The organism is Nocardia sp. CA-145437 (assembly GCF_050956485.1).
In the GTDB taxonomy this organism is placed as follows: domain Bacteria; phylum Actinomycetota; class Actinomycetes; order Mycobacteriales; family Mycobacteriaceae; genus Nocardia.
Genome location: NZ_CP191204.1, coordinates 3137846 through 3161362, shown reverse-complemented (window position 1 = coordinate 3161362; position 23517 = coordinate 3137846). Strand labels below are relative to the sequence as shown.

Sequence of the window (23517 nt, the reverse complement as noted above, 5' to 3'; positions counted from 1 at the left end):
GGGCCTGACCCGATCACGCGACCACCTCGTCGGTTCCGACCAGCAGGCGGAACAGCACCGCCATGCGCATATGGACTCCGTTGTTGACCTGTTGCAGCACAGCCGCTTTCGGGGAATCGGCGACGGAGAAGCCGATCTCCATGCCGCGCAGCATGGGCCCGGGGTGCAGGACCACCGCGTGCTCGTCGAGCATCTTCATGCGGCGCTCGTTGAGGCCGTAGCGGATCGAGTACTCGCGCGCCGACGGGAAGAAGCCGCCGTTCATGCGCTCGGCCTGCACGCGCAGCATCATGACCGCGTCCGCGCCGGGCAGTTCGGCGTCCAGGGAGTCCGAGACCCGCACGGGCCAGGCCTCCACACCGACCGGCAGCAGGGTGCGCGGCGAGACCAGCACGACCTCGGCGCCCAGGGTGCTGAGCAGGAAGGCGTTCGAGCGGGCGACCCGGCTGTGCAGGATGTCGCCGACCAGCACGATCCGCTTGCCCTCCAGATCGCCGAGGCGCTGACGCAGGGTCAGCGCGTCCAGCAGCGCCTGGGTGGGGTGCTCGTGGGTGCCGTCACCGGCATTGATGATGGCGGGGCCGGGACCGGCGTAACCGCTCGCGGCCTCGTCCATCTCGGCGAACCAGCGCGCGATCTGATGCGCCGCGCCGGAGGCGGGGTGGCGCACGATGAGGGCGTCCGCGCCCGCGGCGTGCAGGGTCAGGGCGGTGTCGCGCAGCGATTCGCCCTTGGAGACCGAGGAACTCGACGCGCTCACATTGATGACGTCGGCGCTCATCCACTTGCCCGCGACCTCGAAGGAGACCCGGGTGCGGGTGGAGTTCTCGAAGAACACGGTCATGACCGTGCGGCCGCGCAGCGTCGGGAGCTTCTTGACCTCGCGGCCCAGCAGCGCCTGTTCGAACCGCTCGGCCTCGTCGAGCAGGCCGTTGGCGGTCTCGCGGTCCAGGTCGGTGACCGAGAGCAGGTGCTTCACTGGGCGTCACCCTCCTGGCGCAGGTACACGCCGTCGCGGCCGTCGTGCTCGCGCAGCAGCACCGAGATGTCCTCGGTGCGCGCGGTCGGCACGTTCTTGCCGACGTAGTCGGCGCGGATGGGAAGTTCGCGGTGGCCGCGGTCGATGAGCACGGCGAGCTGCACCGCGCGGGGGCGGCCCAGGTCGCGCAGGCCGTCGAGCGCCGAGCGCACGGTGCGGCCGGAGAAGAGCACGTCGTCGACGAGCACGACCAGGGCGTCCTCGATACCGCCCTCGGGCACGGAGGTGCGTTCGAGCGGACGGTGCGGCTTGGAGCGCAGGTCGTCGCGGTAGAGGGTGATGTCGAGGGAGCCGATCGCGGGGCGGACGCCGGAGAATTCCTCGATCCGGCCGGCCAGGCGATGGGCCAGAGTGGTTCCGCGGGTGGGGATTCCGATCAGCACCACGCGGGCAACCTGCGGATCACCGGAGTCCAGGGCGGTCTTCTCGATGATCTGGTGCGCCATGCGGGCGATGGTCCGGCCGACGTCGGAATCGGAGAGCAGCTCGCGTCCGGTCTCGACCCGGTCCGGGTCGTGCCGCTGCGAGAACTCGGCAGCGCTCGACTTGGCCGCCCGGTCTTCGGGCACAGCCATGCCGACCTCCTTCCCCGCCTCACGGGACGGTCCGTTAAAGGATGTCTTTCGGGCAGTGACCCTACCAGCGCGCGAATGCGCCCCCGACCCCGCACCCCCCGCGCGTCCGCGGTCGGCGCACCACCGCCGTACCCGCCGCGACCTGCCGGAACCCGCGTTCGCCGGGGTCACCGGCAAGTCCGCAGCAATACGGTCGTCCGGCCAGTGTGGCGGGGTTCACGCCGCCTGATCACTCCCCCGGTCCTAGCTACCGGCCGGTTGTCATACACCGTATACCGACGTGTGCGATGCTCGGAGAGTGAGCAATGACGCTGAATTCACCGAACCCGCCCGGGTCAACTTCCGCGGGTACGGCGGCATCACCATCGCCGGAGACAGCTGGGGACCCCAGGACGGCCCACTGGTGGTATTTCTCCACGGCGGCGGGCAGACCCGCGGATCCTGGAAGGACTCCGGACTGGCCTTGGCCAAAGCGGGCATGCATGCGGTGCTGCTCGACGCGCGCGGCCACGGCGACAGCGACTGGGATCCGGACGGCAACTACCGCCGCGAGGCCATGGTCGAGGATCTGATGGCGGTGCTCGAACAACTGGGCAAGCCCGCCTTCATCGTCGGCGCGTCCATGGGCGGGCTCACCGGCCTGATGGCCACCACCCACCCCGAGGCCGCGCGCATCACCGGCCTGGTCCTCGTCGACGTCGTGCCCCGCCCCGAACGCAAGGGCGTCGAGCGCGTCATCAACTTCCTCTCCAGCAATCCCGAGGGCTTCGCCAGCCTCGAGGAGGCCGCCGACGCCGTCGCCGCCTACCTCCCCCACCGCCGCCGGCCCCGCAATCCCGAAGGGCTGCAACGCAATCTGCGCAAGCGTGCCGACGGCCGCTGGTACTGGCACTGGGATCCGGCCATGATGGGAGGCCCGCGCGACGGACGCGGCGAGGAGATCGACGTGCACACCGAGGCCCTCGAGAACGCGGCGAAGCAGCTGAGCATCCCGACCCTGCTGGTGCGGGGCGCGCTCTCCGACGTGGTCAGCGAGGAGGGCGTCACGGCCTTCCGCGCCCTGACCCCGCACGCCGAGTACATCGAGATCGGCACCGCCGCCCACACCGCAGCCAGCGACGCCAATGACGAATTCACCGACGCCGTGGTCGATTTCGTCCGCGCCCATATCGGCGACCAGCAGGGCTGACCGCCCTTACGGCAGCATCCTGTCGAGCAGGCGGTCGAGCAGTTCGACCGCCCGCTCCCGGGTAGCGCCACCCGCCAGCACGAACTGGGTGATGCTGCTGACCCCGCCGACGATGATCTCGGCGTCCAATTCCGCCGTGTGCGTATCGGATTCGGCCCCCCGAACGCGCAGCAGCTGGTCGGTGATCACGGTGACCAGATAGCGCGGCGCCCCCATCATCTCGTCGGAGGTGACGGTGTTCCCGGTCAGATTGGCCGCATGGAAGGCCGCGAACACCAGATTGTCCTGCCGCCGCTGATCATCGAGCGGCAGGAGTCCGACTGCGAAGGTCCGGATGATCTCCCGCGGCGTGGCCTCGGGCCCGAGTTTGGTGAACTGCTCGGTGAACCCCACCCCGAAGTCCGCCACGACCGCCGTATGCGTGGCGAGCATCAACTCCCGTTTGGTCCCGAAATAGTACTGAATCAGCCGCACCGAGATCCCCGCCTCGGCCGCCACCGCCTGGAAGGTCGCGGCGTCGAGCCCACCGGTGGCGATGACAGTCCGTGCGGCAGTGGTGATCTCCCGACGACGCTGCTCGTGATCGACCAAACGAGGCATCTGACCAGCTCTCTCACTACTTCTGGGGCAACGAAGATTTTGATGGTACGCCCATATCATTTTTATGGTACGTTCGTATCATCAACGATGATGAACGGGGAGGCTCACATGGCCAAGATCGGGCGATTCAAGAACGCGCAGGCCAAGGCGGACTACCTGCGGGCCTACGACGACCTGGCCGCGCAGTGGCCGGTGGCGGCGACCGACCTCGATGTCGAGACCTCTTTCGGCACAACGCGAGTGCGCAGGTCCGGCAATGGCGAGGGGGTGCCGATCGTGTTGTTGCCCGGGATGCCGGGGATGGGGTTGTTCTGGATGCCGTTCATCGAGGAGATGTCGCGGGAGCATGTCGTGTACACGGTGGATCCGCTGGGGTGGGCGGGGCGCAGTGAGCAGACCGCGCCATTGAAGGGGCAGGACGACATCGTGCGGTGGCTGGTCGAGGTGTTCGACGGGATCGGGGCCGAGCGGGTGCATTTGGCCGGGTATTCGGGGGGATCGTGGATATCGCTGCTGTTCGCGTCGCAGCGGTCGGATCGGCTGGCCAGTATCACCATGCTCGAACCCGATGCGGCGTCGTTCGCCAAGCCGAAGTGGGGGCTGCTGTTCAAGTTCCTGCTCGGCGGGATCCGACCCACTCGGGAGAAGATGGAGAAGTTCATGGAGTGGTTGACTCCGGGGGTGAAGCTCACCGAGGAGATGTGGACTCTGACGTTGGCCGCGTTGAAGTTCCGCATCGCGATGCCGTGGTCGCGGCTGCTGCCCGACGAGCAGCTGTCGAGGGTCACCGCGCCGATGCTGGTGCTGTTCGGGGAGCAGACGATCGCCAATGACGCGCACGCGGCCGCGGCGCACGCGCGGGCGTGCATTCCGGCGGCCGATATCGAGATCTACCCCGGGGTCGGGCACGAAATGCTGTGGGCGATACCGGAAACGGTGATTCCGCGCTTCCTCGGATTCGTGGAGCAGCACGATCAGGTGCGGGCCTGATCAAGCCGTCGCGCAGAAGATGACCGCCGGATAGGTGGCCAGGAATGCCCACAGGAAAGTGTTGAGGCGCATGAGGATCGCGGTGCCGATGTGCAGGAGAGCGCCGCCGATCACGAGCAGGCAGGTGAGCGGTCCGATACCGAGTAGGACCAGCGGGAAACCGCATTCCAGCAGGATCACCGACCAGCACATCGCCGCCGCGGCGGTGCGATGACGCGCGAGGAGCTTGGCGGCCCGCCGATGCCCGTAGGCTCGGGTCGCCAAGATCTCCGGCAGTGCCGTGCCGCTCCGCCACACCGGGCTGACCAGCTTCGCCACCCCCGCGGTGACATACGCGAGGCACACCTGGGCCGCGATGAACCAGAGCACGATCACCTCGGCGCGCTCCTGCCCGATGGCGAAGGCGAGCGCCAGGGCCACGAAGACGACGATCGTCATCTGGTCCGCCCCATCACCGCCGAAGCGGGAACGCATGCTCAGCAGAATGTAGGTCACCGCGATCACGGTGGCCGCCAAGGCGTTCAGAGCGGACGACGGATGCAGGACCAGCAGCACCGCGCAGGCCAGACAGGCGGCGATGAGGCCGAGCACTCGCGGGTAGACCAGCAGCCGTCCGACGCTGCTCTGGAAGGACCTCCTGGTCAGCAAGGGGATGCTGGTGGCCGAGACCGGCCATCCGGCGAGGGCGCCGTCGGCGAGCAGCCGGGGCGCCGCCAGCCGCTCCGACGATCCGATGACGACGGCGACCGAAGCGATCGCCGCCGACAGATACAGCGCGTCCGAGGGAGCGAACATCGGCCGACTACCGGGCGCTCAGCGCGGGTTCGGACGAATGCATGGGCGACAGGAAGATCACGTCGTGGTCCACGTCCTCGTCCATTCCCTTCGACCGCATGATGAGAAATTGGGTGCCGTCGGCGCGGTAGTCCCGCGGCAGACCGCTCACGAAGTTGAGCGTCGCGATATACGCCAGCGAGAGTTGGATCCCGGCGGTGTCGCCGGCCAGGGACACGGCCGTCTTCCCGAGTTCGACCGAGATGTCGATCAGCGCCTTGTTCTGCCGTCGGCGCGGATTCCACACCGGACCGATCCATTTCGGTGACGCGCCCGGAGGTATCTGACGCCAGCGGGTGATGCGCCCGTCCGGCAATCGATCGCGGTACAGCAGATGCAGATCATCGGTGGCCGGTGTCGGCGCGAAGAAGTGCCAGCGCGGGACGAGTCCGCAGACGTCGCGGGTGCGGATCCACCGCTCCCACCGGGTGGCCTCCCATTTCTCGATGTCCCGGGGTATCTGGCAGAGCGCCGACAGCGCCAGCCACGACGACAGAAATATCGCGAGTGCGACGAATATCAGGTCATCGAGCGTCATGTCAGTGCACGTGCCCGAGGGCTTCGCGCCGGATGTCGAGCAGTTCCCGCGCCGTGGCCGCCGGGCCCAGACTCCGTATCCGCTCGTCCGTCAGATGTTGCTGTTCGTCCACGTCGGCCATGACCGCGGCCGTACAGATGACCGCGACGGTGACGGCCATGGCGGCCCACATGATGAAGGTGGCGTTGTCGCAACAACTCGCGTTGATGGTCAGGTTGCCTTCCAGCTGGTCCTCGGGCACCTGCGCCAGGGCGGCGCGTTCGGCCGGGGTCAGCCGCGGCTCGAATCTGAGGGCTATGGCCTGCAACCCGGCGTCCGTACCTTCGCGCCGGTGCTCGACCAGGGTCAGATGTGTCGGGCTCAGCGCGCCACCGTTGTACGGATTGTCCAGGACTACCAGGCCGAGACCGTCGGGCGGGAAGACGTTCGTCGCGAGGGTGCGGCCGCCGTATCGAATGGTCGCGAATACCGGAGCGCGCTCGAGCAACCGCCAGGCCTGATAGGGCGACAGTTGGGTACGCCCCTCGAAACGAGGCTTGATCGCATTCTCCATCAGGTCGATATCGTCGCCGTTGCGCAGGGTGACGGCCTCTCGCACCCGTTGCAGCAGCGGATCGCCTTCGGGGGCGACGATGACCCGCACGCAGCCTTCCTGGCACAGCAGTGCCCGATCCGGTTGTGTCGGGACGTAGTCGAGAATCTCGATCTCGCGGAATCTGAGCGACCGCTTGGCGAGCTCATCGGCGGCGAGTTGCAGCAGTGTCTCTTGATCCATGTCTCAACCTCCGGAAGTGGTGGTGATGCCTGTGGACCCAGAGCGAAAAGTAGCACACGCGCGCGGCGCGGAGTCGGTAATTCGATGGGAACACATGTTCGAACTGTGGTAGTTTCGTGCGCATGTCGACGCCATTGCAGGGATCTCTGCTCGACGGGTTCGGGGAGGTCGAGCTGGGTGCGCTGGATTCGGTCCGGCGTACCGAGCTCGGCGACGGCGCGTGGGTGGATGTGCTGCCCGGCTGGCTGAGCGGGGCCGACGTACTGTTCGAGCGGCTCGCGAGCCAGGTGCCGTGGCGGGCGGATCGGCGGGCCATGTACGACCGAGTGGTGGATGTGCCGCGGCTGCTGTCGTTCTACGACGAAGAGCGCGAGCTACCCGACCCCATCCTCACCGAGGCACGCGACGCGCTGAGCGCGTTCTACTCCCGGGAACTCGGCGAGCCGTTCACCACGGCGGGCCTGTGCTACTACCGCGACGGGGACGACAGCGTCGCCTGGCACGGGGACACGAGTGGGCGCGGGGCGACCGAGGACACCATGGTGGCGATCGTGTCGGTGGGTGCGGCGCGGTCGCTGCTGCTGCGCCCGCGCGGCGGCGGGGCCAGTGTGCGATACGCGCTCGGACACGGGGACCTCATCGTGATGGGCGGCTCGTGTCAGCGCACCTGGGAGCACGCGGTGCCCAAGACGAGGCGGCCGGTGGGGCCGCGCATCAGCATCCAGTTCCGTCCGCGCGGCGTCCGGTAGCGCGGGCGAATTCCGGGATCGGTTCGGACACGACGCCACGAGCCACCAGGAAGACCGGGAGTTCGCGCAGGACCGGGATGCGGCGGAAGATCCGCAGCGGCAAGGGCGTTCGCGGGAGGTCGGCGATATTCAACCGGCCCGACACCGCGGGCCGCACGACCTGCGCGTGAGCCAAGCGCTGCATGCCCTGGATGACGGCGGTGGGCAGCCGGCGGCGGCGCTGGACGCGGGCCAGGTCGGCGGTGGTGACAGTGTGGGACAGCAGTTTGGGGGCGAGGATGCGGGCGGCGGCCACCGCGTCCTGGACTGCCAGGTTGATGCCGACCCCGCCGATCGGTGACATGGCGTGGGCGGCGTCGCCGAGGCAGAGCAGTCCGTCGGCGTACCAGTGGTCGAGCCGATCGAGTTTGACGTCGAGGAGTTTCACCTCGTCCCAGTCGTGGACGGCGTCGGCGCGGTCGGCCAGCCACGGGACCACCTCGGCGAGGGCGCGCATGATCTCGCCGACCGGCTTCTCGGCCCGCAGCCGCGTGTCACTGCCTTTCGCGATGAGGGTCGCGCTCTGCCAGTAGTCGCCGCGATCGAACAGGACGGCGACGCGGTCGGCGCTGACCACCGGGATCAGTCCGGCGGGATCGGTGCCGTGGCGCGGGATCCGGTACCACCAGGCGTCGAAGGGCGTCGCCCACTGGCGACCGCCGAGACCGGCCGCCGCGCGCAGCGCCGAACCGCGGCCGTCGGCGGCCACGGTGAGGTCGGCGTGGATCTCCCCGGTCGCGCCGTCCGCGGTGCGATAGCGGACGCCGGTCACCGTCGGGCCGGTGCGCAGCAGGTCGACGGCCTCGGTCCGCATGCGCAACCGGAAGGTCGGTTCGTTGTCGCCCGCGCGGGCGAGCAGATCGAGCAGATCCCACTGCGGCACCATGGCGATGTACTTGTGCCGCCCCGGGATGTGGTCGAAGCTCGCCAGCGGAACCAGCCGCCCGCCGATCGGGGTCTGGATCGAGGTGAGCCGCCGCTGCGGCAGTTTCGCGAAGCCCTCGCTCAGGCCGAGGGCCTCGATGAGGTCCAGGGTGGTGGGGTGCACGGTGTCGCCGCGGAAGTCGCGAAGGAAGTCACCGTGTTTCTCCAGCACGGTGACCTCGACGCCCGCCCGGGCCAGCATCAGCCCCAGGAACATGCCCGCCGGTCCCCCACCGGCGATGAGACAGGTCGTGCGTTCCATCGGGACCTCCCGAGCCGAAGACGCCGTCACCGTCGATGGTAGGACGAGTCCGGCTCGGGCACAGCCGTCGCACCGCGGCTAGCGGTCGCGGTACAGGACGAAGAAATACGGTTCGCCGAGTCCGCGCATATCCATGACACCGAGCAGCGTGTCCGCGTCGACGCGGCGGAAGATGTCGATGATCGGCAGGTGGTCGTAGATCATTGCGGCGCTGGACTTTCCACGGAACTCGAGATTCCGCAGTCGAGCCTTCGGGGCGGCCGTCCGCAGCATCGGCCGCAGCACGCCGAGGGAGCGGCGTACCGGGGACAGGGCCGTCACCGGCACCCTGCCCGCCAGGAACAGCGGCACCCGGCGCGGGTCGACCGGGAAGATCTCGCCGTCGGGGGCCCGGAACAGCAGCGGCTGGACATGGTCGGCGCTGTCGAACTGCTTTCCGTACCAGCCTGTTTCGACCAGCATGCCGTCCCACGGGTGGCCGGTGCCCACTTCCGCGCCGCGCCAGCGACCGGTGGTGACCTCGTCCACGTCCACCGGCGGCAGGCTGTCGAACAGATCCCAGGCCTGGGCCGCCGTGGCCACGCCCGCGATCAGGGTCTCCAGGCGCGCGGCACCGTCCGTCGCCGAGTCGGCGGCAACCATCATGATCTCCTTGGTGAGAGTGGACGACAGGATTTCTCTCACCCTAACGGCGGCCCCGGCGGTGGCCGGTAGAGCTCCAGTGACATTCTGACGACCGGATTGGCCGAATATGTCGATACTGGTTCCCGCGGGGCCGCGGGCCGTTCAGCCCAGGGCCGCCGGCGATTCGGCGTGCGGCACGAGCAGCCGCGGACTGCCCGAGCCGTCGGCCGGGACCGCCCAGATGTCGGCGTCATCGCCGCCGCGCGAGACGGCGTAGCCGATGGTGTTCGGGTCCAGCCACGCCGCTTGGTCGTCCACGCTCCGGGTTTCGGCCAGCGGGGTGCGGACGCCCGAAGCCAGGTTCAGTACCGAGAGCCGCCAGCCCTTCGCGGGGTCGCCGTCGTTCGCCGACTTGAACGCGATCCGCTTGCCGTCCGCCGACAGCGACGGGCATTCCACGTTCTGCGCGATGGTGCGGACGGTCTTCGCCGCCATATCGCCCTGCACGAGATAGCGGCGGCCGTCGGTGGACATGGTGGCGTAGAAGGTGTTGTGGTCCGCGGCGAAGGTGATGCCCCAGAAGTTGAGATCGGCGGCGGTGTAGGGGCGGCCGTCGACCACGACCGACAGGAATTCCAGGGAATCGATCATGTCGCCGGTCGTCAGGTCGACCAGTCCGGCGCGGGTGGAGAAGCGGCCGTTGTTGTAGGAGTCGCCCGCCACGAACACCGTCCAGGCCGCCATCCGCCCGTCGCCGGACAATCGGGTGCGATTGGGCACGCCGACCAGCGGGATCTCCCGCGTCACGGTCAGATCGGCGTCCAGGATGGCGGCCTGGAAGGTGGCCAGCGGGCCGTCGGGCCGCAGGCAGATGCCGGTCCCGGCCGCCGCGGCCACGCGCAGGCATTCGAGTTTCGACACCGAGCGCGCCGCGCCCGGGTCGGCGGCGGACACCATCGCCACATGGCCCTTGCTCTCGGCCGCGGTGCTGCGGAACAAGATTCGGGGCCCGGGCGCGATGTTCAGCGCTTCGTACGCGGTGGCGGGTTGCGCGCGCGTCCCGGTGACCACGCCGTAGCCGACGGCGACCGCGGCCAGGACGACCGCCCCGAGCAGGGCCAGTACGATGCGACGGTTCACGCGTGCTCCTCCGCGGTCTCGGTAACGTCCTCGACGGTCCCGGCGGCCTGGACGCCGCGCAGCAGCAGGGCGATCACGACCACGGCCACCGCCACCAGACCCGCGGCGACCCGGCTCGCGTTCTCCGGACCCCACAGGCTCCAGGCCAGCCCGAACAGCACCGACGACACCAGGTACGACAGCGCCTGCCCGGTCTGGATCAGCGCGATCCCGGTGGTGCGCAGGGCTTTCGGCAGCACCGGACCGGCCAGCGCCATCAGCACGCCGTCGGTCGCGGCGTAGAACAGGCCGTAGAGCGCGAGCACCACCACCAGCAGTGCGGTGCCGCCGAACGGCCCGAACAGCAGCAGGTACACCAGCACCAGCGCGGTGTAGCCGCCGAGCACCACGATCAGGCGGCCGATCTTGTCGGCGAGCATGCCCAGCGGGGTGGCCAGCACCAGGTACGACAGGTTGGTGCCGACCGCCAGCAGCGGAAACCAGCTGACGCTCAGGTGTTCCCGCTGCTGCAGCAACAGGTAGACGAAGCCGTCGCCGATGGTCACCAGTCCCGCCAGGCAGGCCGCGGCCACCAGCCTGCGCACCGGTGCGAGCCGGATCAGCCCGCCCAGCGCGCGGGGTGACACCGCGCCCTTGGCGGGTTGCTCGTCGCGGTGGTCGCGGACGAACAACACCAGGATCAGGACGCCGAACGCGGCGATGCAGAAGCTGGCCACGAACACCGCGTCGTAGGCCTGCGCGGTGGCGGCGAGGATGCCGATCGCGACCAAAGGTCCGGCGAACGCGCCGATGGTGTCCATCGTCCGGTGCACGCCGAACGCGCGGCCGTAGAGCCGTGGCGGGGTGGACAGCGTGATCAGGGCATCGCGGGGGGCGGTGCGCAGGCCCTTGCCGGTGCGGTCGACGGCGATGACCGCGCTGATCGCGCCGACGGCGCTGCCCGCGGCCAGCATGCCGAGTTTCGCGATCGCCGACAGGCCGTAGCCCAGTCCGGCGATGAGTTTGCGGCGGTTGGTCAGGTCGGCGACGTAGCCGCCGATCAGCCGCAGCAGCGCGGTCGCGCCGGTGTAGGTGCCGTCGACGACGCCGTAGGCGGCGGGGCTCAGATGCAGTCCGACGACCAGGTACACCGGCAGCACCGCGGTCATCATCTCCGAGGAGATGTCGGTGACCAGGCTGACGGCGCCGAGCGCGAACACATTGCCGCTCAACAGGAAGAACGCCTTGCGGCGCGACGGTGTCGCGTCGTCGCCCCCGGAATGCGGGCGGTCGATCGTGGACATGTACATGGGTGTACTACCTCAGGGAGTCGCCGGGAAGCCGCTCGGGACACATCGTCGGGTCCGCGAGCGGGGTCATGTCAGCTGCCGATCGGTCCGGTTGCCCGGTGAACGGTCAGTTCCACACGTTGGTGATCTCCGCCGCGGGGTTCAGGTGGGTCAGGCCGTAGGCGCTCTCGATGGTGCTGAGCACGTTGTAGTGGTTGATCTGGTTGGAGAAGCTGCCGACCTGGGTGTGCGCGCCCACGAAGGTGGTGAAGATGTGGTTGGACGAACCGCCGTTGTCCTCGTCGAAGGTGACGATGAGCAGGCTGTTGTGGGTCTTGGCCCACTGCGCGTAGGCGTCCATCTTGTTCTTCAGCCAGGTGTCACCGGTGCCGACCGAGCAGTCGTGCATGTCGTTGCACATGTCGGGGGCGATGTAGGAGACCGTCGGCAGGGTCGAGAAGTCGGTCGGGAAGGTGCTGAACCGGACGTTCGCGCTCGCGGGCACATTGCTGAAGTTCGGGACCGCGTTGTGCTTGCGACGGTAGGTGCCGCTCGAGCAGCCGGTGTAGCCGTCCGAGGGCATGGCCTCGGAGTAGCTCTTGTAGCTCTTGCCGGCGGTGAGCAGCTGGTTGGCGATGTTGTTGCCGCTGTAGGTGTGCGGGCAGCTGTCGTCGGTGACGCCCTGGGTGGAGCCGGAGAACATCGCGAGGTAGTTGGGCTCGCTCGGGTGGGTGACGCCGTAGGACTGGGTGAACTTCGCGCCCTGCCCGGCCAGGTTGTTGAAGTACGGCGCGCTGGAGCTGCCGTTGATCTGCGAGTACGAATGGTTCTCGAACATCACCAGCACGATGTGGTCGAACACCGGAACGCTGCCCGCCGCAGCGGCTTCCGACGAATTGACGACCGCGGACGTCGCCATACCGATGAACGCGGCGGCCGACATGACGGCGGCAGCGATGCGCTTCCTGAACACAGATCCTCCTGAAGGACTCGAGCGGGCCCCGGCAGCACCGCCGGGGCCGCGCAATATTAAGAACCGCCATGCGCCGGAACGACGAATGCTCTGCGGCCATCCGATGTGGGGAAAGTGAACAAATCGCATGGCCACTTTCCGCTGACTCGGACCGAGTCCCGCTGCCGCAGCACGAGTTTCGAGACAGCAAACCAGTGACCACCAGCGTTTTTGTCGAAACTACAAAAAGTTGGCGAAATCGCTGGCGTTCCTAGTTTTAGTCATCTAACCTAAAACCATGACGACAGCGCGAGAGACCGTGGAGACCATCCGGGCGGCTCGGCGGCCCGAAGACCTCTTCGGTTTCGCCGCAACGGATTCCACGAGCAGACAGACGGCTCGACGCCGGTATCACCGGCTGGCCGCGCTGGTCCACCCCGACCGGGTCGAAGCTGTCGACGCGGCGGCCGCGGGCGCCGCCTTCGCCCGGCTCTCCGAGCTGTACCAGCGGTGGCTGGACCTGGACGAAGCCGCCTTCGAGGTGACCGGGGCGCGCGGGCGGCATCCCGTCGGCGCGCTGCACGCGGCCGGATCCATCGCCGACGTGTACCGCTCCGGCTCGGATCGGGTGGTGAAGATCCCGCGCCGCGCGGCCGCCAACCGGTTGCTGGCCGGTGAGCGAAACGCCTTGCGCGACATCGCGACCGTGGCCGACGAGCACGCGTGGCTGCGGCCGTACTTCCCCGAACTCGTCGACACCGTCGACCATCTCGACTCGGGCACCGGCGAGCAGCGCACGGTCAATGTGCTGGCCGGCCTGACCGACGGCTTCGTGACGATGGAGGAGGTCCGCGCCGCCTATCCGGACGGGCTCGACCCGCGCGACTACGCGTGGATGCACCGGCGGCTGCTGCGCTGCCTCGCCGGGGCGCAGCTGGCGGGCTGGGTGCACACCGCGATCAGCCCCGCCAATGTGCTGGTCCATCCGAGACTGCACGGAATCGTGCTGGTGGGCTGGTCTTTCGCGACCCGGCCGGGCAATCCCGCCGCGGCCACACTGAAGTCGCTGGACTATCCGCCCGAGATCCGCGACGCGGTCTCCCCCGCCACCGACGTCCACCTCGCGCATCGCCTCATGCTCACCATGCTCGGCGACCGCGCGCCCGACCCGATGCGCGCCTACGCCACCGGGTGCCTGCAAGCCGATCCCGGACTGCGGCCCGACGCCGCGGACCTGCTCGGCGAATTCGACGACCTGCTCGACCGGCTCTACGGGAAGCGCCGCTTCCGGCCCTTCGAGCTCACGAAAGGTAAGTGATCACCATGGGTTACGGAAGCTGGGACGACAGCGCCTACGACGCGGCGCGGACCTTCCGCGCGGCCTCGGGACTCGACGACTTCGGCTACACCGCCGACATGCGGTCCACGCCGTGGGAGCAGTGGAAGGCGCACCCGACGTTGGATCCGTTCGGGGTGGGCATGCGGGAGTCGCGCGACTCCGACGACCACGGCAACTCACTGCCCATCGCGGTGCTCTTCGACGTCACCGGATCCATGGGCCGGGTGCCGCGGGTCATGCAGGAGAAGCTGGCCACACTGCACGGACTGTTGCAGCGCAAGGGATATGCCGACGATCCGCAGATCCTGTTCGGGGCCATCGGCGACGCCGACAGCGACCGGGTGCCGCTGCAGGTCGGGCAGTTCGAATCCGACAATCGCATGGACGAACAGCTGCGGCTGATCCTGCTCGAAGGCGGCGGCGGTGGGCAGAAGTCCGAAAGCTATGAGCTGGCGGCGTATTTCATCGCCCGCCACACCGTCACCGACGCGTGGGAGAAGCGCGGACGCAAGGGCTACCTGTTCATCGTCGGCGACGAGCTGAACAAGAAGCGCCTGCCCGCGCGACACATCCAGGCCGTCATCGGCGACGACGTGCGCAGCGATATCGCCGTCGACTCCATCTACCGGGAGCTGGGCGACCGGTGGAACGTGCACTACATCCTGCCCAATCAGTCCAGCTACTACCGGGATCCGGAGATCGCCGAACACTGGCGGGAGCTGCTGGGCGAGCGATTCCTGCGGCTCGACGATCCGGCCGCGGTGTGCGAGCTCATCGCGCTGACCATCGGGATCGGCGAGGACCGCGTCGATCTGGGGGCCGGGCTGGCCGACCTGCGCGATATCGGGTCGACCGGTGAGGCCGACGCGGTCGGCAGGGCGCTCGCACCGCTGGGCGGGGTCCGCCGCGGCCGCAGCGTGGGCGCGCTGCCCGCCGCCACCGGAACCGACGACGTCGATCTCTGATCACGAAAAACGAAGGGAAAGCTCATGTTCGGCGACCGGCACCTGATCGTGGTGGATCTCGGCTTCGGTGACGCCGGGAAAGGGGCCACCGTCGACTGGCTGTGCTCACCGCGGGCCGGGCTCGACGTGGCCGCGGTGGTGCGGTTCAACGGCGGGGCGCAGGCCGCCCACAATGTGGTCGCCGACGGCCGCCACCACACCTTCCGGCAGTTCGGGTCCGGCACCCTGTCGGGGGTGCCGACCCTGCTGTCGCGGCACATGCTCGTCGAGCCCCTGACGCTGGCGGCCGAGGCCCGCGAACTCGCCGCGCTGGGGGTCGCCGATCCGCTGTCGCTGCTCTACGTCGACGAACGCGCGCTGCTCACCACGCCGATCCACGGGGCCGCCAACCGCTGCCGGGAGGATACGAGGGGTACCGCCCGGCACGGTTCGTGCGGCATCGGCATCGGGGAGACCGCGAGCTACGCCCTCGACCACGACGCGCCGCGGGTCGCCGACTGCGCGCGACCGGATGTGCTGCGGCGCAAACTGATCGCGCTCGAGGAGCACTACGCGCCGCTGCTCGCCGGTGGGCGGCACCGCTACGATCCGATCGACGATCTGGTCGCGGCGTACACCGCCTTCGCCGGCGCGGTCGCCATCCTGCCCGGTGAGCAGCTCGCGGGGTTCGCGCGCAGCGGGCGGCTGGTCTTCGAGGGCGCGCAGGGCGTGCTGCTCGACGAATGGCGCGGAACCCACCCGTACACGACTTGGTCGACCGTGGAACCCCGCAACGCGCGGGACATGCTGGCGCGCATCGGGGCTCCCGGCTACGTGCTCGGCGTGACCCGGGCCTACCTGACGCGGCACGGGGCGGGGCCCTTCCCGACCGAGGACCCCGCGCTGTCGATTCCCGAGCCGCACAATGGAACCGGCGTCTACCAGGGCGCGTTCCGGCGCGGGCACCTCGATCCGCTGCTGCTGCGGTACGCGATCGACGCCTGCGGCGGGATCGACGGGCTGGCCGTCAACCACCTCGACGCGGTCGGCGACATCCGCACCGCCACTGGGTATCTCACCCCCGACGGCTGCGTCGACCGGCTCGACTGCGGGGTCTGGCAGGACCTGAAGCACCAGCGGGGACTCACCGATCTGCTCAGCGCCGCCACCCCGGCCCTGGCCGACCTGCCCGGCGACGTCCCCGGCTACCTGGAGGCCGAACTCGGCGCGCCGGTGGTGCTCACCGCCCACGGCCCGGATCGAGCCGATCGCACGGTCCGGATCACCGCTCAGGCATGATTGTCCATTTGTGGAGCAACAATCCGCGGTATCCATCGACGTGATCGCCCTGCGCTACGGGCCCGACGACCCCACCGCCACGCTCGGCATCGCCGCGCGGCGGTGGGAACCGTTCGCCGGAGAGCTCGCGCTGCCGGGCGTGCTGCTCGGCCTCGGTGAACGCCTCGCCGAGGCCGCCCACCGCGCGGTGCACACCAAACTCGGGGTGCCCGAGGACGCCATCCTCGCCGTCGGACAGGTCGCCACCTTCGACGAACCCAACCGCGACCCGCGTGGCCCGACCCTGTCCATCGCCATGTGGGCGGTCGTCGGAGCACACGAATCCGACACCGCGACCTGGGTGCCCTTCGACGCGGTCCCGCCGCTGGCGTTCGACCACAATCAGATCGTCGCCGCCGCCCGGGACCGGCTGGCCGACATGCTGTGGAAGGACCTGACTTTCACCCGCGCCCTCACCGGCGACCAGTTCACCGCCACCCGCGCGGTCGGCCTCACCACCGCCCTGCACGGCGCCAAACCCGATCCGGGCAACCTCAACCGCACCCTGGCCGCGCTGCCCGGCCTGTCCCGCACCGGCGAACGCGTCCGAGTGAAAGCCACCGGACGCCCGGCCGCCGTGTGGTCCTTCGCCTGAACGCGGTCCGGCACACCACCGCCGGGACCATCCGCGCGACGAGCCGCCAACGCGGAAACGCCGGCCTGGATTCGGCCCGGCTCGGTGAGCGTCAGGGGATCAGCACCGGGCGACCGCGCAGCTGCCCCGCGGCCAGTAGGCGGTGAGCGTCCGCGGCGCGGTCGAGTGGGAAGGTCTCGGCGACGCGCGGGGTCAGGCGGCCCGCGTCGACCAGGGCCGCCAACTCGGCCAGGCGGCGGCCGTCGGCTCGAATCCAGGTGTTGGCCACCCGGATTCCGCGCAGCGCCGCCGGTTCGGCACCACCCACCAGGGCGGTGAACGCACCGGACGAACGGACGGCGTCGAGCGCCTCCACGCCCAGCACCGCCGCGTCGAGCGCGCCGTCGACACCGCCGGGGACCAGCGCCCGCACCGCGTCACCGAGTCGTTCGCCGCGCGGGACGAAGAACTCCGCGCCCAGCTTGCGCACCGCGTCCGCGTCGGCGGACCCCGCCGTCGCGACCACTCGAATGCCCTGCGCCACGGCCAGTTCCACCGCGTAGCCGCCCACCGCGCCGGCCGCGCCGGTGATCAGCACCGTCGCGCCGGGGGCCAGGCCGAGCAGGTCCAGGGATTGCGCGGCGGTGAGAGCGTTCAGCGGGACCGTCGCCGCCTCGACCGCGGAGACCGTGCGTGGTGCGAGGGCGACGGCCGACGAATCCAGGATCACCTGGTCGGCGTGTGTGCCGAGGGCTACATCGAGCCGATCGGAGAGGCCGAACACCGCGTCACCGATGGCGAATTCCGTGACACCGGAACCGATGTGGTCGATGGTCCCGGCGACATCCCAGCCCAAGCCGATCACCTCGCGGGCCGGCATCAGACCCGCCTGGGCCAATCCGCCCGAGCGGGTGTGCAGGTCGACCGGCTGCACGGCCGCGGCGGCGACCCGGATCCGCACCTGCCCGGGGCCCGGCGCGGGCACCGGAACCTCGGCCACCTCCAGCACCTCGGGGCCTCCGAACGATCGAACGATGACGGTACGCATGTGAAATCTCCTCCGCTGTACGGTTTCCCACCCCGTCACCGAACCTAGGGAGTGTTACTCTCCATCGGGAAGTACGCACCTCGGAGTGCGTACCGAACGTCAGGGAGAGTCATGGCGACCAAGACCGCCGCCCAGCGGCGCACCGAGGCCCGGCGCGACTATGACGCCTACATCCAGGAATGCCCCACCCGGCACCTGCTCGACCGGATCAGCGACAAATGGGTCAGCCTGCTGCTCAACGCGCTCGCCGACGGTCCCCGCCGATACAGCGATCTCAATCGCATCGTCGCCGGCGTCAGCCAGAAGATGCTCACCCAGACCCTGCGCGGCATGGAACGCGACGGACTGGTGAGCCGCACCGTCACACCGTCGGTCCCGGTGCGGGTCGACTATCGGCTCACCGCACTCGGGCAGAGTTTGCTGCCGGTCATGCGGGCGATCAAGAACTGGGCCGAGACGCATATCGAGGATGTGCTCGCGGCCCGCGAAAGCTACGACGCCGCGGGCTGATCGATCACCGAGAGGACCAGTTGCCGGACACCGTCGAGGAGGCGGTCGCGCTGGCCCGAACGGACCAGGTAGGGCACCAGTTCACCGCCGAGCGGCGCGAGCAGTAGACCGCCGACCACCTCGGCGTCGAGATCGGGGCGGATCTCGCGGAGCAGGGTGCTGATGTGGTTCGCCCAGAAGGCGTGGAATTCATCGCGGCGTGGATGCGGCGGGAGCGCCTGGTAGGCGACGTTCAGTTCGAGGTCGTCGGCGATCAGCCGGGTCATGGCGTCGAAGTAGGCGAGCAGGCGGTCGCCCGCGGGCGCGCCCGGGCCCAGCGGCGGCGGACCACTGGTCACCGCCTCCATCAAACCGACCGCTCCCTCCGCGACCAGCTCGTACAGCAGGCCCGCACGGTTGCCGAACCGGTGGAACAGCGTGCCCTTGGCCACCCCCGCCGCGGCGGCGATGCGGTCCATGGTCGCCGCATCCGCACCTTCCTCGGCGAACAGCGTGCGGGCCGCCGCCAGGATCGCCTGACGGTTGCGGGCCGCGTCGGCGCGTTCCTTGGGCGGATTCATATCACCACTTCCATTGACAACTTGACCGACGGTCAATATCTTCGCAGACATATCTTGACCGTCAGTCAACTTGTGAGGTTCTCCATGCAAGCAATCCTATTGACCGGTACCGGCGGACCCGACGTCCTGGTGGCCGGAGAGGTCCCCGCGCCGCGCCCACAGGCCGGGGAGATCCTGCTGCGCGCCGAGGCGATTCCCGTACTGTTCCCCGAGACCATGATGCGGTCGGGGGCGTTCCCGCTGCCGGTGCAGTTCCCCCTCGTGTTCGGCACCCAGGCCGCGGGCGTCGTCACCGAAGTCGGCGCGGGCGTGGACGCCGCACTCGTCGGGCAGCGAGTCGTGGTGAGCAGCAACAGTTTCGGCACCTACGCCGAACAGGTCCGCGTCCCCGCCCACGCCGCCACCCCGATTCCCGACGGACTGAGCACCGACGGCGCCGCGGCCGTCGCCATGAGCGGGTCGGTCGCCATTCCCCTGCTCGAGACCGCACGGCTCACCGGCACCGAGACCATCCTCGTCGAAGCGGCGGGCACCGGCGTCGGGGCCTATCTCACCCAGCTCGCCAAGGAGTACGGCGCGGCCCGCGTCATCGCCACCGCGGGTGGTCCCGAAAAGGCCTCGCGGGCACGCGAATTCGGTGCGGACCTCGTCGTCGACCACCACACGCCCGGCTGGACGCGGCAGCTGGCCGACCTGCTCGGCGGCGCGACGCTGGATGTCGTCTTCGACTCCGTCGGCGGCGAATCCGCGCTCGAACTCCTGGACCTGATGACCCCGCTGCGCGGGCGCATGCTCAGCTACGGCTTCCTGTCCGGCGCGCCCGCGCAGGTCGGCGCGATGGATCTGATCATGCGCGGCCTGACGCTCACCGGCTGCTCCGGTCCGGCCTGGCTGGCCGGGGTGGCGGCGGCCCGCGAACCCGCCCTGCGGCGGGCGGCGACGGGTTCGCTGACGCCGCTGGTGGATCGGGTGCTGCCGCTCGACCAGGCCGCGCACGCCCACCGGCTGCTGGAGGATCGCGCCGCCCAGGGCACGATCATCCTGCGCGCCGGCTGAGCGGAGCTCAGAGGTCCTTCAGGCAGAAGGTCGTCGGCTGCTCGGTCAGCGTGATGACCTTGTCGGCTTCCTCGCCGCACAGGTTCTCGTCGGACTGGCCGTCGATCCGGGTCAGCACCTGGAAACTCGCGTTGCTGGTGCCGCATTCGGCGTACTGATAGCCGGTCATCATGCTCTCGTGATAGCAGGCGCCCGGCTGGAAGTTCGGCGCCAGACACAGGTAGGCCATCGAGGCGCCGTTGAGCGTCTCCTCGTAGGAGGTGTAATCGGCGGCGCACTCGGCCTTGGCGCTGGAGTGCTTGGCCACCTTGTACACCGCCTTCGGGGAGGCGCAGTCCACCGGCTCGGTCTTGGAATTGATCATCGACCCCTCGATAACGTTGATGCAATCGCCGACCTTCGAACGTCCGGTCTCGGACTTGCCCGCGTCCTTGATGCTGTCCGCACCCTTTTGCACGACCGAGCAACCCGCCAGCGCCAGTGCGAAAACCGCCACGGCCACCGGAATCAGCCGCCACCAGCGCCGCGTTCCCACCGAACTCACCTGCATCGTTGCCACGAACCTCTCTCACCGGTCATCATTCGAACCCCGACAACCAAACCCGGACCGCGATCGGCGAGCATCCGTGGAACCACGGGATCGGCCCGGCATCGGCCCGAACCCGGCGTCGAGCTAGGCTCCGCTCGGGACCGTTCGCCCGGAAAGGAGTGCGTGATCGAGCCATTCGTCGGCCGCGTTCACGAACTCGCCGCACTGGACGCGACCCACCACGTGCGGGGCCGGCACCGTGTGTTCCTGGTCGAGGGTCCGGCGGGCATCGGAAAGTCCAGACTCCTGGCCGAATCCGTGCGGCATGCCCGCGCGGCGGGGCTGCGCGCGATCACGGTCGCGGCCACCGAGTACGAGCGGTCCACGCCCCGCCAGGCGCTGCTGGATCTCGCCGACCAACTCGACCACGACGCCCCTGGCTACGGCGAAGGCAACGGCGATGCCCGCGGGGGCGATCCCGGCGGCCACACACCGGATCACGGGATCGCGACGGCCGACACCAGGGAGTCGGCGCGGTGGCTGCGGCACCGGCTCGCAGGCACTCCCACGGTCCTGATCATCGATGACGCGCAGTGGGCAGACCCGGCGTCACTACAGGTGCTGGCCGTGCTGATCCGGCAGTCGCCGATGCCCGCGACCGTGGTCCTCGCCTATCGGACCGGACAGTTTCCCGCCGAACTCGGTGCCGCCCTGCGGAGCCCGCGCGCCGACGTGACCCACCTGAGCGTGCCGCCGCTGTCCACGGACGAGGCGACCGCGCTGCTCCCGGACCTGACGCCGGCGCACCGGGCCCGGCTCGTCGCCGCGGCCCACGGCAATCCGCTGTACCTGCAGGTCCTGGCCGAACTCACGCCCGCGGAACTGGATCAGGCACTGCGCGACGATCGTGTCGACACCGGGTTCGGGCACGCGGCACTGGACCGCACCCTGCGCGCCGAACTCGCGCATCTGGCGCCCCGCGAACAACTCGTCGCCCAGGCTGCCGCGGTCTGCGGCGCGACCGCCGATACCGAACTGCTCGGCGCCACCGCCGAAGTCACGCGCACCGACCTCGACGCCGCCGTCGACGATCTCGCCCGTCGCGGCTGGCTCACCGTCACCGGCGGCACCCTCGCCTTCCGCCACCCCCTCATGCGCACCGCCGCCTACCGCCTCGCAGGTCCCGCCTGGCGCGCCGCCGCCCACGACCGCGCCGCCCGCTTCCTGCGCACCGTCGACGCCCCGGTCCTGAGCCGCGCCCGCCACCTCGAACACGCCTTCGGCAGCCGCGACGACCTCGCCGCCACCGAACTGATCCGCGCCGCCGAACAAGCCCTCGCCACCGCCCCCGCCACCAGCGCCCGCTGGATCGAAGCCGCCCTCCGCCTCACCCCGAACCGTGCCCCCGACCCGGGCTCACCCGGTGCCACCACCGCCCTCGACGACGATGCGGACGCGACACGACTACTGCTCGGGCGGGCGCTGCTGTTGTCCGGGTCCGCCGAGCGGGCACGGGACGTGCTGGAATCACTTCTGCCGGCGACGGACGTCCCCGCAGAGCCGGCGAGCAACGAGGCAGTGTTGCTGTACGCGCGATGCGAGCGGATTCTCGGCCGGATCGACAGTGCGCGACAGCTGCTGGCATCGGCGGTCGAACGGCTGAATCCGGGCGAGAGTGGTTCGGTGCAGCTGGAACTGGCGATCCTGGAGTCCCAGGACAACCGCGATCGGGAGGCGGAGGTGCGGATTCGGGCGCTGTTCGCGTCGGGAGCCGTGCGGGATCCGGCGATTCGAGCGGCGGCACGCACCCTGCGCAGCATGGGGCAACTCAACGGCCTGGACCTGAGCGCGGCGCGGGCCGAGTACCGCATCGCCGAACGAGAATTCGCGCAGCTCAACGACACTCGCCTGCTCGACGGCGTGCACGCGGTAGCGGCGCTCGGCTGGATGGCGTACTTCCTCGACGACCAGCGCACCGGCCTCACACACATCGAACGCGCTATCACCGTCAGCCACCGGCACGGTCGCAGCTTCGTACTGCCGGAGCTGCACACCGTCCACGCCTACTCCCTCGCCAAGCTCGGCCGCTACGACGACGCGCTCGCCGCCGCCGAGGACGCCCTGGAAACCGCACGGCTGTACGGATACCCGGGCATCGCGCCACTGGCCGGGGCCGTCAAACTCCGCATCCTCCAGGACACCGCGCCCGCCACGGAGGTGCTGCGCTGGTGGCGCACCCTCGACGCCCTCCCCCGGCCCGCCATGCGGTGGTGGTGCGCCACCGTCGACGCGGCCCTCGCCGAAATTGCCGCGCGGCTACCGCATCCGGCCCGGCCCCGGGCCACCGAAGCCATGGCATCCGACCTGCCCACCGCCACAACGTCTGTCGCACTCCCCCGGGTTGCGACCGCACCGTCGTCGATGGGCTCCGCCGAGCCCGTCGCCGATACGGCCGTGACACCGGAACCCGTGGACGCGGCGTCGCGGGAACATCCGATGCGGGCCGCGGAGCTCGCGGTCGGCGCACTGGCCTGCCTCGCCCACGGCGACCTCGACGCGGCGGGGGCGCTGGTGGAGCGGGCCCACGACGTGGCCGAACGGCTCGACCTGCCCGGACAGCGGGCCTCGGCCGCGCGGGCGCGCGCTGGATATCTCTGTGCCCGAGGCGATCTCGAGGCCGCCGCCCGGGCGGCCACGGCGGCGATCGCGCACTACGGTCAGGCCGGGATGCCGGTCTTTCGCGCCCAGGCCATGTTGGTGGCCGCCGAAATCGACGGGAAGCGAGGCGATTTCGCCACCGCGACCGCGCGAATCGCCGCCGCCCGAGAGGAATTCACGGCTGCCGGCGCACACGAGCTACTCACCGCCGCCACCACCGCGCAACGCAAGCTGGCGGGTCATCGCAGTGTGAGTGGCGCGACCATATTGAGCGAACGTGAACGCGAGGTCGCCGAGCTGGCGGCGCGGGGACTCACCAACAAGGACATCGCCGAGAAGCTCTTCCTGAGCCCGCGCACCGTGGAAGACCACCTGGGTCGCGTCCTGCGCAAACTGGGACTCACCGGTCGCGGCGGGATCGCGCACAAGCTCGCGGAATTGGACCGGACGGACTGAACGCAGG

General features: G+C 69.7%; 24 protein-coding genes. 10 read left to right on the top strand and 14 right to left on the bottom strand.

What is annotated here, in order from left to right; genetic code table 11:
• Nucleotides 1-13 precede the first annotated feature (13 nt).
• Both ACQPYY_RS14655 and pyrR read right to left on the bottom strand, forming a co-directional pair.
• The gene (locus ACQPYY_RS14655; protein WP_379097828.1) at nt 14-979 is read right to left on the bottom strand and encodes an aspartate carbamoyltransferase catalytic subunit; all 966 of its coding nucleotides are present in this window, start codon (nt 977-979) and stop codon (nt 14-16) included.
• A complete protein-coding gene (gene pyrR / locus ACQPYY_RS14650) occupies nt 976-1614 on the bottom strand; it encodes a bifunctional pyr operon transcriptional regulator/uracil phosphoribosyltransferase PyrR (protein ID WP_357083329.1) in 639 nt (212 codons plus the stop codon). Before pyrR ends, ACQPYY_RS14655 begins: the two co-directional genes overlap by 4 nt.
• Before the next feature lie 298 nt (nt 1615-1912).
• Between pyrR and ACQPYY_RS14645 the strand changes: the two genes are divergently transcribed.
• A complete protein-coding gene (locus ACQPYY_RS14645) occupies nt 1913-2803 on the top strand; it encodes an alpha/beta fold hydrolase (RefSeq protein ID WP_379097825.1) in 891 nt (296 codons plus the stop codon).
• Between the two features lie 6 nt (nt 2804-2809).
• Here the strand turns inward: ACQPYY_RS14645 and ACQPYY_RS14640 are convergent, their stop codons facing one another.
• Nucleotides 2810-3403 carry a TetR/AcrR family transcriptional regulator gene (locus ACQPYY_RS14640; protein WP_433594143.1) on the bottom strand — a complete coding sequence of 198 codons (594 nt, stop codon included), beginning with the start codon at nt 3401-3403 and terminating at the stop codon, nt 2810-2812.
• A gap of 90 nt (nt 3404-3493) precedes the next feature.
• On the opposite strand from ACQPYY_RS14640, the gene ACQPYY_RS14635 reads away from it, so the two are divergent.
• Nucleotides 3494-4393 (top strand): alpha/beta fold hydrolase, encoded by a 900-nt coding sequence (locus ACQPYY_RS14635; protein ID WP_433594142.1) that lies wholly within the window; start codon nt 3494-3496, stop codon nt 4391-4393.
• On the opposite strand, the gene ACQPYY_RS14630 is transcribed toward ACQPYY_RS14635, so the two are convergent.
• From ACQPYY_RS14630 to ACQPYY_RS14620, 3 genes are read right to left on the bottom strand one after another with little or no spacing between them, the layout of a single operon-like run.
• Nucleotides 4394-5188: a hypothetical protein gene (locus tag ACQPYY_RS14630; protein ID WP_433594141.1), complete on the bottom strand. Its 795-nt coding sequence runs from the start codon at nt 5186-5188 to the stop codon at nt 4394-4396.
• 7 nt (nt 5189-5195) lie between these two features.
• Nucleotides 5196-5765, bottom strand: coding sequence for a hypothetical protein (locus ACQPYY_RS14625; RefSeq protein WP_433594140.1), 570 nt, complete (start codon nt 5763-5765; stop codon nt 5196-5198).
• 1 nt (nt 5766) lies between these two features.
• A complete protein-coding gene (locus ACQPYY_RS14620; protein WP_433594139.1) occupies nt 5767-6540 on the bottom strand; it encodes a hypothetical protein in 774 nt (257 codons plus the stop codon).
• Nucleotides 6541-6662: 122 nt separating this feature from the next.
• Here ACQPYY_RS14620 and ACQPYY_RS14615 point away from each other — a divergent pair, with 122 nt between their 5' ends.
• Nucleotides 6663-7289: an alpha-ketoglutarate-dependent dioxygenase AlkB gene (locus ACQPYY_RS14615; protein WP_433594138.1), complete on the top strand. Its 627-nt coding sequence runs from the start codon at nt 6663-6665 to the stop codon at nt 7287-7289.
• Here the strand turns inward: ACQPYY_RS14615 and ACQPYY_RS14610 are convergent.
• The 5 genes from ACQPYY_RS14610 to ACQPYY_RS14590 form a co-directional block, all read right to left on the bottom strand.
• Complete coding sequence (locus ACQPYY_RS14610; RefSeq protein WP_433594137.1) at nt 7255-8514, bottom strand: FAD-dependent oxidoreductase; 1260 nt, start codon at nt 8512-8514, stop codon at nt 7255-7257. The two genes, ACQPYY_RS14615 and ACQPYY_RS14610, sit on opposite strands and share 35 nt — an antisense overlap.
• A 78-nt stretch (nt 8515-8592) precedes the next feature.
• Entirely contained in the window at nt 8593-9156 is a 564-nt protein-coding gene (locus ACQPYY_RS14605; protein WP_433594136.1) for a DUF4334 domain-containing protein, read from the bottom strand.
• Nucleotides 9157-9300: 144 nt separating this feature from the next.
• Complete coding sequence (locus ACQPYY_RS14600) at nt 9301-10278, bottom strand: TolB family protein (RefSeq protein WP_433594135.1); 978 nt, start codon at nt 10276-10278, stop codon at nt 9301-9303.
• Nucleotides 10275-11561 carry an MFS transporter gene (locus tag ACQPYY_RS14595; protein ID WP_433594134.1) on the bottom strand — a complete coding sequence of 429 codons (1287 nt, stop codon included), beginning with the start codon at nt 11559-11561 and terminating at the stop codon, nt 10275-10277. Before ACQPYY_RS14595 ends, ACQPYY_RS14600 begins: the two co-directional genes overlap by 4 nt.
• 112 nt (nt 11562-11673) lie before the next feature.
• Complete coding sequence (locus ACQPYY_RS14590; RefSeq protein WP_379097790.1) at nt 11674-12519, bottom strand: alkaline phosphatase family protein; 846 nt, start codon at nt 12517-12519, stop codon at nt 11674-11676.
• Nucleotides 12520-12796: 277 nt separating this feature from the next.
• On the opposite strand from ACQPYY_RS14590, the gene ACQPYY_RS14585 reads away from it, so the two are divergent.
• Genes ACQPYY_RS14585 through ACQPYY_RS14570 form a run of 4 tightly spaced genes read left to right on the top strand, consistent with a single transcriptional unit; the run spans nt 12797 to nt 16714 of the window.
• Nucleotides 12797-13816, top strand: coding sequence for a hypothetical protein (locus tag ACQPYY_RS14585; protein WP_433594133.1), 1020 nt, complete (start codon nt 12797-12799; stop codon nt 13814-13816).
• Between the two features lie 5 nt (nt 13817-13821).
• Entirely contained in the window at nt 13822-14802 is a 981-nt protein-coding gene (locus ACQPYY_RS14580; RefSeq protein ID WP_433594132.1) for a hypothetical protein, read from the top strand.
• 24 nt (nt 14803-14826) lie between these two features.
• Entirely contained in the window at nt 14827-16080 is a 1254-nt protein-coding gene (locus ACQPYY_RS14575) for an adenylosuccinate synthetase (protein ID WP_433594131.1), read from the top strand.
• Nucleotides 16081-16090: 10 nt separating this feature from the next.
• Complete coding sequence (locus ACQPYY_RS14570) at nt 16091-16714, top strand: NUDIX hydrolase (protein WP_379097780.1); 624 nt, start codon at nt 16091-16093, stop codon at nt 16712-16714.
• A gap of 91 nt (nt 16715-16805) precedes the next feature.
• Here ACQPYY_RS14570 and ACQPYY_RS14565 read toward each other — a convergent pair whose 3' ends face one another.
• A complete protein-coding gene (locus ACQPYY_RS14565) occupies nt 16806-17741 on the bottom strand; it encodes an NADP-dependent oxidoreductase (RefSeq protein WP_433594130.1) in 936 nt (311 codons plus the stop codon).
• A 111-nt stretch (nt 17742-17852) separates the two neighbouring features.
• On the opposite strand from ACQPYY_RS14565, the gene ACQPYY_RS14560 reads away from it, so the two are divergent.
• Entirely contained in the window at nt 17853-18251 is a 399-nt protein-coding gene (locus tag ACQPYY_RS14560) for a winged helix-turn-helix transcriptional regulator (protein ID WP_379097774.1), read from the top strand.
• Here the strand turns inward: ACQPYY_RS14560 and ACQPYY_RS14555 are convergent.
• Nucleotides 18233-18811, bottom strand: coding sequence for a TetR/AcrR family transcriptional regulator (locus ACQPYY_RS14555; protein WP_433594129.1), 579 nt, complete (start codon nt 18809-18811; stop codon nt 18233-18235). The genes ACQPYY_RS14560 and ACQPYY_RS14555 overlap by 19 nt on opposite strands.
• Before the next feature lie 84 nt (nt 18812-18895).
• Between ACQPYY_RS14555 and ACQPYY_RS14550 the strand changes: the two genes are divergently transcribed.
• Nucleotides 18896-19867 carry a quinone oxidoreductase family protein gene (locus ACQPYY_RS14550; RefSeq protein ID WP_433594128.1) on the top strand — a complete coding sequence of 324 codons (972 nt, stop codon included), beginning with the start codon at nt 18896-18898 and terminating at the stop codon, nt 19865-19867.
• A gap of 7 nt (nt 19868-19874) precedes the next feature.
• Here the strand turns inward: ACQPYY_RS14550 and ACQPYY_RS14545 are convergent, their stop codons facing one another.
• On the bottom strand, nt 19875-20417 hold the full coding sequence (locus tag ACQPYY_RS14545) for an LppU/SCO3897 family protein (RefSeq protein ID WP_433594652.1): 543 nt from the start codon (nt 20415-20417) through the stop codon (nt 19875-19877).
• Nucleotides 20418-20579: 162 nt separating this feature from the next.
• Between ACQPYY_RS14545 and ACQPYY_RS14540 the strand changes: the two genes are divergently transcribed.
• Complete coding sequence (locus ACQPYY_RS14540) at nt 20580-23510, top strand: helix-turn-helix transcriptional regulator (protein ID WP_433594127.1); 2931 nt, start codon at nt 20580-20582, stop codon at nt 23508-23510.
• Nucleotides 23511-23517 lie beyond the last annotated feature (7 nt).